This is a genomic window from Bacteroides clarus YIT 12056 (assembly GCF_900129655.1).
GTDB lineage: Bacteria > Bacteroidota > Bacteroidia > Bacteroidales > Bacteroidaceae > Bacteroides > Bacteroides clarus.
In genome coordinates, this window is sequence record NZ_FQWK01000001.1 from 379,496 (window position 1) to 392,553 (window position 13,058).

Genomic DNA, 13,058 nt, shown 5'->3' on the forward strand with positions numbered 1-13,058 from the left:
TTCATTCGTCATTCTTTGTTCATCATTTTTAAGAAGATGAGAAAAGATTTTAAAAACTTAGATATATATGCCGCTTTTCAGCCTGCCAATGGTGCTGAGTGGCAAAAAGCTAACGGCATCAAAGCTGACTGGAAAACTCCGGAACACATTGAAGTGAAGCCTGTTTACACCAAAGAAGACCTCGAAGGTATGGAACACCTCAACTATGCGGCAGGTATTCCGCCTTATCTGCGCGGTCCGTATTCTGTAATGTATACCTTGCGTCCATGGACTATCCGTCAGTATGCCGGGTTTTCTACTGCCGAGGAGTCCAATGCGTTTTATCGCCGTAATCTGGCTTCCGGACAGAAAGGTCTGTCCGTTGCATTCGACTTGGCTACCCACCGTGGCTACGATCCCGACCACGAGCGTGTAGTTGGTGATGTTGGTAAGGCAGGTGTATCTATCTGTTCACTGGAAAACATGAAGGTGCTTTTCGACGGTATTCCTTTGAACAAGATGTCAGTGTCTATGACTATGAATGGCGCGGTACTTCCGATTATGGCATTCTACATCAATGCCGGTCTGGAACAGGGCGCTAAGCTGGAAGAAATGGCAGGTACTATCCAAAATGATATCCTGAAAGAATTCATGGTGCGTAACACTTATATCTATCCGCCTGCATTCTCTATGAAGATTATCTCCGATATCTTTGAATATACATCTCAGAAGATGCCTAAGTTCAACTCTATCTCTATCTCCGGTTATCATATGCAGGAAGCCGGTGCTACGGCGGATATCGAGTTGGCCTATACACTGGCCGACGGTCTGGAATATCTTCGTGCGGGTGTTGCCGCCGGTATTGATATTGATGCGTTCGCGCCTCGTCTGTCATTCTTCTGGGCTATCGGTACCAACCACTTTATGGAAATCGCCAAGATGCGTGCCGCGCGTATGTTGTGGGCTAAGATTGTGAAGCAATTCAATCCGAAGAACCCGAAATCACTTGCCTTGCGTACACACTCCCAGACTTCCGGTTGGTCACTGACCGAGCAAGACCCGTTCAACAACGTAGGCCGTACCTGTATTGAGGCTATGGCTGCCGCTTTGGGACATACACAGTCTCTGCATACCAATGCTTTGGATGAGGCTATCGCCTTGCCTACCGATTTCTCCGCGCGTATCGCACGTAATACGCAGATTTATATTCAGGAAGAAACTTATATCTGCAAGAATGTCGACCCATGGGGCGGTTCTTACTATGTAGAGTCTCTGACCAATGAACTGGCGCACAAGGCTTGGGAATTGATTCAGGAAGTGGAAAAACTGGGCGGTATGGCGAAGGCTATCGAAACCGGTATTCCCAAGATGCGTATCGAAGAGGCTGCCGCACGTACGCAAGCCCGTATAGACAGTGGTTCACAGACTATTGTAGGTGTAAATAAGTATCGTTTGGAGAAAGAAGCCCCCATCGATATTCTTGAGATTGATAATACGGCTGTTCGCCAGGAGCAGATTCAGAACCTGAAGACATTGAAGGAAGGTCGCGATGAAGCTGCTGTTCAGAAAGCGCTCGAAGCCATTACCAAATGTGTGGAAACGAAAGAAGGCAATCTGTTGGAATTGGCAGTGGAAGCTGCACGTGTTCGTGCCACATTGGGTGAGATTTCGTATGCTTGCGAAAAAGTTGTAGGACGTTATAAAGCAGTAATTAGAACTATTTCAGGCGTGTATTCATCAGAAAGTAAAAATGACAGCGACTTCCACAAAGCGTGTGAGTTGGCTGAGAAGTTTGCGAAGAAAGAGGGGCGTCAACCTCGTATCATGGTAGCTAAAATGGGACAGGACGGTCACGACCGTGGCGCCAAAGTGGTAGCGACCGGATATGCGGACTGCGGTTTCGACGTGGATATGGGACCGTTGTTCCAGACTCCTGCCGAAGCGGCTCGTGAAGCTGTGGAAAATGACGTTCACGTAGTGGGTGTTTCTTCATTGGCTGCCGGACACAAGACACTGGTTCCGCAGATTATTGAAGAACTCAAGAAGTTGGGACGTGAGGATATTGTAGTTATCGCAGGTGGTGTGATTCCCGCGCAGGACTATGATTTCCTCTATAAAGCAGGTGTAGCCGCTATATTCGGCCCCGGAACTCCGGTAGCGAAGGCTGCCTGCCAGATTCTTGAAATCTTATTGGATGAGGAATAATCCGTAAAAGGAAATGTTAAAAAAAGGGCGGAATGCTTTTGCATATCCGTCCTTTTTTCTTAATCTGTGTTATAAAACATACTTTTTTTCTTGGATAATTTGCAAATTTCTCAATTGTCCGTATCTTTGCAATGTGTTTTTCATAGTATTAGATTTAAGGTTAACAAAGGTTGGAGTACAGCGGTACTCCTTTTTTTATGCCCGTACGTTACGTATGGAGTAAAATCAGAGTTTCTTCACCATCAGTTTGCTTTCACCGATAGTTTGTTGCGATAATATTGTAAAACGGATACGCGTAAGCTTTTTCTGGCTCCATGAGTGAATTAATTTAGGATCAGTCAATTCGATGATATCTGCTTCGGGCGATAAAAGCTTTTTATTGTATTCCAGTTTGAATTTACCGGCTTCTCCTGTCAGGATGATGTTCTTGTCGTTGTCAATCTCAACTTCGTTGCAAGTCATCAGGCTTAATATGCTTGGTTTTTCGTAGGCTGCCAATTCCCATCTGTCGGTGATTGTGAAATCCTTTTTTCTGTGCAATGTATAGTTGCGGGTCCAGCTTTTCACGTTTGCTTCCTGCGGATAAGCCCGGGCTATGTCTATCTGATAAGATATGGTTTTGGCTGTGGCTTTGTATTGTTGATTGTACGCCGCAAACTCTCTGCCGTTCTTTTGTGCTGTTCCGTTAATGAGAGGCAGGTTATGATAATCGGATTGCATGGTCCATATCGTATATCGTTCCGGTCCGAAGGTCTGTCGGGTATATGTTCCCACACCTACATCTATAAGTAACGGTTTGGAATTGTAGTAAAGAATGCACGAACCTACATCGTTATGATTATGGCTCTCCTGATTATTCCCGCCTTTTGCAGCGAAAAAGAAGCCGTCACTTTTTCCTTCGGTATCACGCGCTACACAAATTTGGGTATCTTTAAACCAGTAACTGCCAATCAGCGGCTCGCCTTGCGGATAGTTGATAATGTCTTTGTACATAAAGAGTTCATCTAAGGCGGAAGCGAAATAGCCGTTTACCCCATTCTTGAAACTTTGGTTTTGTCGTGCCATCAATGAGGCGAATTTCATCATTGCCGGGTCTCCTATCAGTTTACCATACTGATATAGAATACCGGGACTTGGGCTTACTATGGGTGCGGAGTCGGCGAAGTTGACAAAATAATTACCGCCGATGTGTACCCGGTAGATGTATTGCGCCATATTGCGCAGGAGCGGGGAGCTGAATATGTTCACTTTATTTCCGGTTACTTTAGCCAATAAATCCAAAAACTTCAAGGCATAGCCGGATGCTCCGCTCCAATAGGTGGGACCTTCGTCACACGCACCGTCTTCATGATACATGCTGAAAAAGAAGTCTGTAGATTTCATCAGCTTCCACACTCCCTGTTGGATACGTTCCGGGCTCCTTTCTATCAGCATCAGTGCTTGCAGTACATTGTAGTTAACCCATGGATTCCAGTTATTGACTTGCTGGCCGCCGAATCCCATCCACCAATAATCATCCCGTGCGAAGTAAGGATTTATCAGGTTTTTATTGACTTCCTCTACAATTCGTTCATTGATGAGAGGGCTTGTTTTATCGAATTCGTCTTTCAGGAAATAGTAGGTCCATGCCATTTGTGCGCCGATGTCGGCTACTACCAATTCAATGGTCGGTTCATTCCGGTCGGGAAGTCCGGAGCGGTCTTTCTGAAAACCGAGGTGTGCCGAGTGTATCCAAGAGGTTTCGCACAGAAACCACACGCCGTCTATGATAGCATCCATAAATCTTCCTTGTCCCTCTACCAATTCAGCGATGGTAAGGGCTTGCAAGGCTTTGTGGTTGGCACGTCCGGTACGGATTTCACCGGTACGTTTAAAAGCAAGGTAGTCGGAAGCGAGGTCGGGTTTCCATTCGTGTTTCAAGGCTTGTTCTCCGTTTTTGATGATAATCTTTCTGATTTCCGGGTCCACTTTCTCTTGCCAGGACTTACGGTCGGTATACTTAGGATAATCCACCCAGCTTTGGTGGTAGAGGATGGCGGTTCCTAAGTCTTCATAAGAAATGGTTTGCTCAAGAAGATGTCTTTCTGTAGCGTTGGCGGAAAAACCGGTACAGATAATTGTGATAAGTAATGAACCTGTCAATAACAGACTTTTTATTTTTGACATTTGCAGTATGTATTAGATGCGTTTATAAATAGAGAATAAGGATAAACGATTATCCCCGTTCGTCAAAGTTAATAAAAAACAACCTTTTACCTAACTTTTATCCCTTGTTTTGTAAATCTATGTATCTTTTCAGCGCTTCCAGGTAGTAGTAGTCTGCATAATTCAACGGTACATCGATTTCGGAACCGTGCGGTAACGAACCGGTGGAGTGCATCAGTACATAGCCTTGGTTACTGCCTTTTGCCGACAGGTAATCAGGACTTGAGAGATTTTTCAGAATCGTTTCCGCATAGTCAAAATATTTCTTTCCGTCAGGTATAAATGTACTGAGTTCCAAAAATGCTGATGCGGTGACGGCGGCAGCCGATGCGTCACGCGGAGTCTTTTCACCTGCCGGAGCGTCATAATCCCAGTAAGGAATAAGGTCGTCTGTCTTTACACGTTCCATAATCATGCCGGCGATATGAACAGCTTCCTGTAAGAAAGCGGTATCTTGAGTTTCACGATAACAAGAAGTGTAGCCGTATACTCCCCATGCTTGTCCGCGCGACCAAGCTGACTCTGCATTTTTACCCTGATGCGTTTGTTTGATTTCCACACTTCCGTCGTTGTTGTAGCTGACTACGTGGTAGGAAGTATAGTCGGGACGGAAATGATTTTTCATGGTGGTTTGCGCATGCTTTACAGCCACATTCTTATATTTTTCGTTTCCTGTCAACTTGGATACGTTGAACAGCAAGTCCAGATTCATCATGTTGTCGATGATTACGGGGAAGTTCCATGCTCCGAAATCCCATGAACGGATACAACCGATCTCCGGATTGAAACGAGCGCATAAATTATCCGCCGTTTCCACGAGTACGGCTTTAATGGTATCGTTGGGAGCGAGGCGGAGAGCATTGCCGTAACTGCAATTCATCATAAAACCTATATCATGGGTACCTTTCAGCTCACGTATCGGATTCAGTATATTAGTGTATTCGACAGCACGTTTCTTCAATTCCTCGTCTCCGGTCATTTCATAAGCGTACCAAAGGCTACCGGGGAAGAAACCGCTGGTCCAGTCGGAAATTCCGCAAAGATGTCTTTGTCCTAATTGCAAGGCTGCCGGATTAGGACGCAAAGAGTCGATATACGCTTTGTTTTCACGTTGTAGCTGTGCGTCGAGGAAATTTACATCATAACCGGAGTATATGGAGCGTGGCAACTTGTTTGTTCCGGAGAGTTCTTCGGCGGTTAATTTCAATTGATAGGAAGCGGCATCGAGTGCGTTGCTTATCCAGGCTTCTTTCTGAACCGGAGTGTTTTTGCAACCGGTCAGACCGATGAGTAGGGCGGTTGCAAATAACAGAGAGTTTCTTTTCATGTTATTAAGCTTTTAGTTATTTTCGTTCGTTGACAAAAATATGGATATTTAGGAAATATCTTGTACAAGATTGTTGAAAGGAACTTTGGCGCAGTTTAAAGGTGTATCACTTTTGTCGAATGCTGTTTTAATTCTGTATTTTCTTAAACGGAAGTATTACTTTTACCCTGTAAAACGGTAAAAATAATACTTCCGAATCAGATTTATTGTAAGTTATTTCTTCTTCAGACTTTTGACCTGAAAGTTTGTAAATAACGTGTGATTTTCCAATAAGCGGAGTCCGAAATGTCCGTCTCCTTCATTGTTTTTTATGGTTAACCGGAATAATTCCTCACCATTGATACGATATGTAGTGATTCCTTTTTCCACACGGATTTGGATGTCGTACCATTTATTCGGGAATAATAAATGCGATTTATCCGTATATTCTTTGATAACAGGGCGGGCTATTGCATCACTGGTATCCGCCGCTTTGGCAAAGTATTGGCGGAAGCGGGTGGTGGAGTTATGGTTTCCACCATATCCTACATAGAACAAACTTAACGTTTTATAGTGTTGAAAAATGCCGTTTCTCCATTCGCTGCGTGCAAAAAGATTGCCGGGGTGTTCCGGGTCGTTGGCACCCCAAAAACAGTTCAAGTCACTAAGGCGGTCATACTTGCCGCCTTGCATCAACATTTTCACACGATAACTGATTTCGTAATCACTTGTAAGGCGTTGGTTATACCATAAGGTAAGGCCTTTGGGGGCTGTAATTTCTAATGTGTCGCCCGATACGATGATTTTCACTTCGCCTGAGTGGTCTTCGATTGTCCAGTTCTTTAAAGCGATTTGCGCTTGAACCATAAGCGGAAGTAACATCAGTATGCTTCCTGATACGAGTTTGTGTAAGGTGTTTCTTGTCATACGGTTATTTTTTAGCTTGTTGTAATCCGAAGAAGTTTTGTCCTTTCCCGTCAACAGGACTAATCATAGGAATGTTTCCCCCTGCGGTAGTCAGGACAACGGTTTCTCCTTTCTTTAAGTCTAATGAGTATTCCCCTTGGCCTATTGGAGTAAGCGTTACATTACCTGCTTTGACAATCGGGTTCACCATATCCGTACGTAAGATGCAAGGTTCTCCTGCGAGACTTTTGATGCGAATACCGGTTGTCTTTCCCTCTTTTCGGCTGGCGGATACGAGAAATGCGCCTTCTGTCCTTAAATTCTGGAACTGCACATCTCCCCATCGGGAAGGTATGGCAGGGAATACGCGTATCTTTCCGCCCCAGCTTTGTAACAACATATCGTGTATGCACTGTGCACCGGACAACGGTGTCTCAATAACCGGACCGCTTTCCATATACATGGTATTGGGACGCAGGGTACGGGCAAACAAACCGTTCAGCTTTTCCAAAGCCTTGTCTCCTTCACCAAATGCGGCATATAGCGAAGAGGCTCCGGTATAGGTATATCCGAGGATGTTACCCGGCAGGCTATGCCAATGTTCCACAGATTTTTCCATAAGTTCTTTACTGCCGTTTTGCTCGGCATTCAGCAAGTAAAGCGGATAGAACATCAACAGATGTGAGTAATGGCGGTGTGAACGGCTGAAAGGCACATCTTTGCCTATCATCATGCCGTTTGCGTCTTGCGGATAGTCGGTCAGCTTCTCTATAACTTGCTTCCAGCGAGGTATCAGTTCATCGTCAATGGATAGAATTTTAGTTGTTTCAAGCAGCGTATTACATCCCCAGCGTAATAACGCAATGTCATAATTGCAATCTTCAGCGATACCATATTCAGGAGAAAAGGTTCTTTGCAAATGTAGTTTTTCTTGTTTATCTTCTTTCAGGAAGGGGAGATAGAAATTAATGGCGCGTCTCAGTGTTGGGAATATAGTATTTCTCAATATCGATTCGTCCATACTGAAACGGTATTGCAACCAAAGGTTGTGACAAATCCACGGCAGGTTTCCTACTTGGGCTTTCTTTTCCGTACCGGGAATATTCACGGTTTCTCCTATCAGATTGAAATCGGTAGCGACAGGCAGTGCTGCGGCATCTTTCCGGTAAGCTTCGGGAACATTGTTTATCAGATTGTTCAGATTGCTGCCGATTGCATTGACCAGCGGCATTCCCAATTCCAGACGGTTGGAAGCATATACAGACCAATAACTCAGTTGTACATTCAAGTTCCACCATGCATTAGGCCAGGGAGTCAGCACTTGCCAGGGGCCGCTGTTATCCAGCAGACCGCCGCCAATGCGTGTTGCGGATGCAAGTTTGTACATTTGCGCCCAATAGAAATTCTCCATTTTCTTATCGGGAAGACTTACGAAACTTTGCGGATAGTAATTATGCCACCAGTCCCGGTGTGCTTTTTGAAGAATGGGCAAATCGGTTGTTTGCAGACTTGCCAATGCTGTTTCTACTTTTTGTAATGCATCTGTTTCCGGATATGAGTGTGCGTTACTTATAAGAAGGATACTTGTATTATTTTTTCTTATTTCTTTCCAAGCAGTGGCTGTACCGCCGCCGGCCAGTAAAGGCTGCCAACAATAGTTCACTCCGTTACGTACGGATAACTGTGACGCCGGATTCGATACGTATCCTTTTTTCAGGTGTTTCTTGTTATTTCTTTGGATGGCGTTCAATTGCCTTGGAGAGTCTGTATTTTCCGGATAGAATTTCCATGTGAAATCCTTCTCACCTTCCGTAGCTTCAGCTTCGACAACGATATAAGGGCTTTCGGAAGTGACGTAAGCTTTCAGTTTTATTTCTCCCAAGGTAGTACGGATGCATCCGGTAGTTTCTGCATTCCATAAATCCAGTCTCATATCCCCGGATTTTATTTCTCCTGCAGGATGCAAGAGGAAGTAGCCGATAAGCAACCGGCATCTTCCGTAGACACCTCTATCATTTGTGCGATGGTCATGCACCATGCTGTTACCGACATCTACCCGTATAGCATTTTTACCGGGTTCTTTACAGATATAGGTTCCCATACTGCCGTTGCCCATAAAAGGAGCCTCGTACCAAGTTTGAGGCAGGCGAGTCCAAATCATGTCTTGCTGAGACATAAAATTTTTCCAATCTATCTGGCAGAAACAGCTGGCTGTTATGTACCATGCTACAATAGAGAATAATAGAAATCTTTTCATGTGTTATAATTTTTTTAATCTTTTTATGGTATGTTTCTTTCTCTTGTAGCAAAGGTAAGTGATTATTTGTGAAATAAGGTTTGATAATGTCGAAAGGTCTTACATTATACTTTGACGTATGCGTAAATTTGTTTGAAGAACTTTTGATTTTGTCCAAATCTCTTCGTTTTTTATTACACACTCTTATTTTGGTTATTTGAATTCTATATTCCAATTTATCGTTCCTGATTTTTTTGGAGTAAATGATACTCGTATTAGTTTCCCTTCTTTTTGGATAAACATTTTACCGCTGTTACTCTTGGCGCTTTTAATATTAAATTCTTCCGGTACTATAATGCGGAGCTCATATCTGTCTCCTTTCACAACCGCACTTGTTCCGGATAGGGTTCTCTTGTCGGGATTCCATGATTCTTCTTTTACATCCATCAGTCCTTGAGTTATATGACGGGATGTGCTGATGACTTGTGGATAGACCTTGCGAGGGCGCACAGCCAATACTTTGCAAGATGCAGGAGCTAATGTTTGAGATAGTTTGCTTTTGATATTCCCCAAATACTTATTGTCCCAAAAGTCGAACAGTTCGTAGTTCTCTGAATCGTTCAGCCCCATTCGTTTCAGGCTATAATCAATTTGCGTGTTTTGTCGTTCGTTCCAATTGAATAATCCCAAAACAATCTGTCTGTCATTTTTTACCATCCAGATTCGGGGTTTATTATTTTCGAGAATATCAATAGGACGGGCATTTAGGTTGTGGGTGGGCAGTGCGCGCTTTATCATGTCTAAACGTTCGGGAGCTAACTCCGCATATTGCATGCTTGTCGTATTCATCGCTCCGGATATGGCCTGCCAAGATATCATCCAGCGGGCTTTATTCAGCGGGTTGGAGCTGCGTACAAAGTAAGGGTCGGGATCGTTGTACCAGACTTTGTTGTGCAGGAAGTACAGGTTGCCTGCATAGTCCGCTCCGGCTGTGGTTTTTCCCCATGCTCCCTGTATGGCACCGTCGTTATCGGGACCTACGCGCATAGCATCTACCATACCAAAGGATGCTGCGAAAGAACTCATGTTCTGAGTAGCGGCGCATCCTAAAAGAAAAACGCCCGGAGCTTCTTCTTTCAAGATGGATAGTCCCTTGCGGAAGCACTGTGTGAAGGTATATTCGTCGTTATAAAGACGTGCGCTTCCGTATACAGGTACTCCGTCATAGCTTCTGGTTACATAGATATTTTCTGAAGGCGCACCGGTATGCAGGCCGTCGATTTTGTAATAGCGGTATCCCCAATCGTAAATTCTTTTGAAGCGTTCGCGTAGAAACTTCTCACCTGCGGGGTTTGTGGCGTCGATGCAAGTACCCGACCATTTTTTTACGTCATAGGGAACGTCAGACCAAAGATGTTTTGCAAATATTTCTTTGGGGAAGTAAGGGTTGTGCATGTCACCGGAGAAAGGCATGAACCAAAGTCCGGGAGTAAATCCCACTTGTTTCAGGTGCTTGGCTGTATATTGCATTCCCGATGGGAAATTTTCGTTACTTTCGGCAAAAGTTTTTAAAGGACCTGAGCCCAGCCTGTTTTTAGGAATACCCATGGAATTTTGCCAATGGTCGTCAATTTGGAAGGTATTCAGTCCGAAGTCCGCCAGATTTTCTTTTGCGAAATTGGCATTTTCCTGTAACATCTTTTCGGTGGAAGCTCCCGAGCCGTTTAGGTTGCGGTGATACCAGGTGCAATAAACTTCCGGCTTTGCCGGTAATTGTATCTGATATGCTTTGGCAAGATACTCTCCATATAGTTCCAGTCCTTCTCTTCCATCTTCGAAAAAGCCTATCAGTAGGATATCGGTGCCTCTTTCTTTGCCATTCCTTACCAAATAATTGCCGAATTCCAGTTCAGCTTTTACTTTGTATGTTTTCTTTCCTTTGTCCAGTTTCGGAGTCATAACTCCTATACCTTGTTTCTGCGTCAGCCAAGCCGTCAGAATAGAGTGCCGACTATCGGGTTCAGCTAATAGAGTGTAGGTATAACTTCCTTGTGCCTGTTGGACAGGAGCAAATCCACCGCTTCCCAAAGTATTTAATGGTTGGTTCATTTCACCTATACTCATTTCTACGGATGCTATTTCCAGGCGACTTACTCGTACATCCTGTCCTGAGCGGTTTTTCATTACTGTATGGATGTAGAGAAAAGGATTATTGCCATATAAAGTGAATGTAACCTTACGTCCATCGTTATAATGAGTTTCCAATGATTGTCCTTCTCCCCACAGTCGGTCGGACGTTTCTGTTTTCTCAGAGGTAATGATTTGCCCCGGTAGAAGTATATTTTTTACTTTGAGATCGGGAAGTTTTTTATTCTCTATTGTAATTTGTTGTTTGTGTATCCGCAAGGTAAGCAGATTATTCTCTATACTTACAGTTTGAGCGTTTGTATTGGATAAATTTATCAGGGTTGATAATATCAAAAATATAGTAATCTGGATTTTCATACCGGTCAATGTTTATTTGATTGTTACTTTGAAAGCATAGGCATATTCACCTATGGGGTGGGATGGCATTGTGATATACAATCCGTTTTCATCTTGTTCCCATTTTATTTTTTCTCCTGAAGCTAAGAATGAAACGGATTGAATGTTCTTTATCTCCTTACTGTTCAGGTTTTGTATCTTTATATTTTTGCCGTTTCCCGGCCAGTCCAATATAAAGATATATATTGTATTTTCCTTGGTGGTGAAGCGTATGTCTTTTGCAGTGAACGTATACATGTAGTCCGCATACTTCTTCTTACCCGCTACGGCATTTATGCTGAATGTCCCTTCACCGTATACTTTGAAGGGACGTGTATCATAAATCGCTTCTCCGTTCAATTTCAGCCAGTTACCTATCTTTATAAGCTCATCTCTGAATGTTTCGGGCAAGCTGCCGTCCGCTCGCAATCCTACATTGAGCATCATATTGCCGTTCTTGCTGACGATATCTATCAGGTTATCTACAATTTGTCCTGCCGTCATGCGCAATTTGTCTTTAGTCTTTCCTTGCACGACTGACCCCATACCGGCATCCCCGCCTTCTTTGCTTATGTTTAGAGAGTTTCCCATATAGAACCAGCCGGGATTGACAGTGGTATCTACCAAAAACGGATTCTTCTGCAAATCATCTTCACCGGAACATTCACGGTCTAAAGTATATCCTTCTCTCACTCTTTTGATAGTGAGTACGCCATTTTGTACACCTTTGCGCGAGAGATTCTTGTTGTAGAAATGAGCTGCCAATTGTTGGCCGTATATACCGTTGGGCAGGGGACCGTCGAAATAGAGTAATTCGGGTTCGTATTTATCTATCAGTTCTTTAGTTCTGAGATACCATGATTGGGCAAATTCTGGTTCCAGCCGCATGATACGGTCAGAGGTACGTTTACCGTATAGTCCTTCGTAAGCCGGGTCCATATAGTCATAAGGTATACCGGCATACGGACCTTCGGGGTCGGCATTTGTACCTTGGTAAAACATATGTTCATGACAGTAGTTGCTTAGATGGGAAGAAATGGCAAAGTGTACGCCTACCTTTTTGCATGCTTTCTGCCATGCTCCTACGATGTCTATCTTCGGCCCCATATTTACGGAGTTCCAAGGTTGGTGGCTTGAATCGTATAAGTCGAAGTTATCGTGATGAACGGCCATTACACCGATAAACTTGGCGCCAACCTCTTTGTAGAAGGCTGCCAATGAGTCGGCATTGAACTTGTCGGCTTTCCACATAGGTATAAAATCTTTGTAGCCGAATTTGGAAGGGTGTCCGTAAGTTTTCAAATGATGTTGGTATACCTTAGGCGCATGTGCTCTGTAACCCAATATGGGATATTTGCGTAATGCGGAGTCTGGTTCCTGATACCAGTACATCCATCGGCCGTAATGTCCGTCATAACCCGGAATAGAGTTGATACCCCAGTGCATATAGATACCGAATTTGGCATCACGAAACCACTCGGGACATTGATAGTGCGCCGCAATAGAGGCATCGGTAGGTTTTATTGGTCCTGGCGCGATGTTGAATTTGAAAGTTGTTGCGCTTGGGTTGATAAGGGCGTCTTGACCGAAGTCATCATGCTGTGCTTGGACAGTAAGGGTGTAGCATGAGAGGATGAGTAGTAAGATTTTAATATTCATGGTAGCAGTTTTGTCTGTGGATTTGGTATCTTTTTTGTA

7 protein-coding genes are annotated in these 13,058 nt (G+C 44.0%); 1 reads left to right on the forward strand and 6 read right to left on the reverse strand.

Translation table 11 applies throughout. The features are described from left to right. Window positions 1-36: 36 nt before the first annotated feature. Complete coding sequence (scpA, locus tag BUB52_RS01445; RefSeq protein ID WP_009123127.1) at window positions 37-2,184, forward strand: methylmalonyl-CoA mutase; 2,148 nt, start codon at window positions 37-39, stop codon at window positions 2,182-2,184. Between the two features lie 225 nt (window positions 2,185-2,409). On the opposite strand, the gene BUB52_RS01455 is transcribed toward scpA, so the two are convergent. The 6 genes from BUB52_RS01455 to BUB52_RS01480 all read right to left on the reverse strand — a co-directional run bounded on the left by BUB52_RS01455 (window position 2,410) and on the right by BUB52_RS01480 (window position 13,019). After that, window positions 2,410-4,350 (reverse strand): heparinase II/III domain-containing protein, encoded by a 1,941-nt coding sequence (locus BUB52_RS01455; RefSeq protein ID WP_009123128.1) that lies wholly within the window; start codon window positions 4,348-4,350, stop codon window positions 2,410-2,412. A gap of 97 nt (window positions 4,351-4,447) precedes the next feature. Then, on the reverse strand, window positions 4,448-5,716 hold the full coding sequence (locus BUB52_RS01460) for a DUF4995 domain-containing protein (RefSeq protein WP_009123129.1): 1,269 nt from the start codon (window positions 5,714-5,716) through the stop codon (window positions 4,448-4,450). 213 nt (window positions 5,717-5,929) lie between these two features. Then, a complete protein-coding gene (locus tag BUB52_RS01465; protein WP_039951099.1) occupies window positions 5,930-6,622 on the reverse strand; it encodes a DUF6250 domain-containing protein in 693 nt (230 codons plus the stop codon). Window positions 6,623-6,626: 4 nt separating this feature from the next. Beyond that, on the reverse strand, window positions 6,627-8,858 hold the full coding sequence (locus BUB52_RS01470; RefSeq protein ID WP_009123131.1) for a glycosyl hydrolase family 95 catalytic domain-containing protein: 2,232 nt from the start codon (window positions 8,856-8,858) through the stop codon (window positions 6,627-6,629). 192 nt (window positions 8,859-9,050) lie between these two features. Continuing rightward, window positions 9,051-11,342, reverse strand: a complete 2,292-nt coding sequence (locus BUB52_RS01475; RefSeq protein ID WP_009123132.1) for an alpha-galactosidase — start codon at window positions 11,340-11,342, stop codon at window positions 9,051-9,053. 12 nt (window positions 11,343-11,354) lie between these two features. Further along, window positions 11,355-13,019, reverse strand: coding sequence for an alpha-L-fucosidase (locus BUB52_RS01480; RefSeq protein ID WP_009123133.1), 1,665 nt, complete (start codon window positions 13,017-13,019; stop codon window positions 11,355-11,357). Between the last annotated feature and the right edge of the window lie 39 nt (window positions 13,020-13,058).

Excerpts from the sequence above, each read along its gene's own strand:
- scpA (WP_009123127.1), top strand. The coding sequence starts at position 37 with ATGAGAAAAGATTTTAAAAACTTAGATATATATGCCGCTTTTCAGCCT.
- BUB52_RS01455 (WP_009123128.1), bottom strand. The coding sequence starts at position 4,350 with ATGTCAAAAATAAAAAGTCTGTTATTGACAGGTTCATTACTTATCACA.
- BUB52_RS01460 (WP_009123129.1), bottom strand. The coding sequence starts at position 5,716 with ATGAAAAGAAACTCTCTGTTATTTGCAACCGCCCTACTCATCGGTCTG.
- BUB52_RS01465 (WP_039951099.1), bottom strand. The coding sequence starts at position 6,622 with ATGACAAGAAACACCTTACACAAACTCGTATCAGGAAGCATACTGATG.
- BUB52_RS01470 (WP_009123131.1), bottom strand. The coding sequence starts at position 8,858 with ATGAAAAGATTTCTATTATTCTCTATTGTAGCATGGTACATAACAGCC.
- BUB52_RS01475 (WP_009123132.1), bottom strand. The coding sequence starts at position 11,342 with ATGAAAATCCAGATTACTATATTTTTGATATTATCAACCCTGATAAAT.
- BUB52_RS01480 (WP_009123133.1), bottom strand. The coding sequence starts at position 13,019 with ATGAATATTAAAATCTTACTACTCATCCTCTCATGCTACACCCTTACT.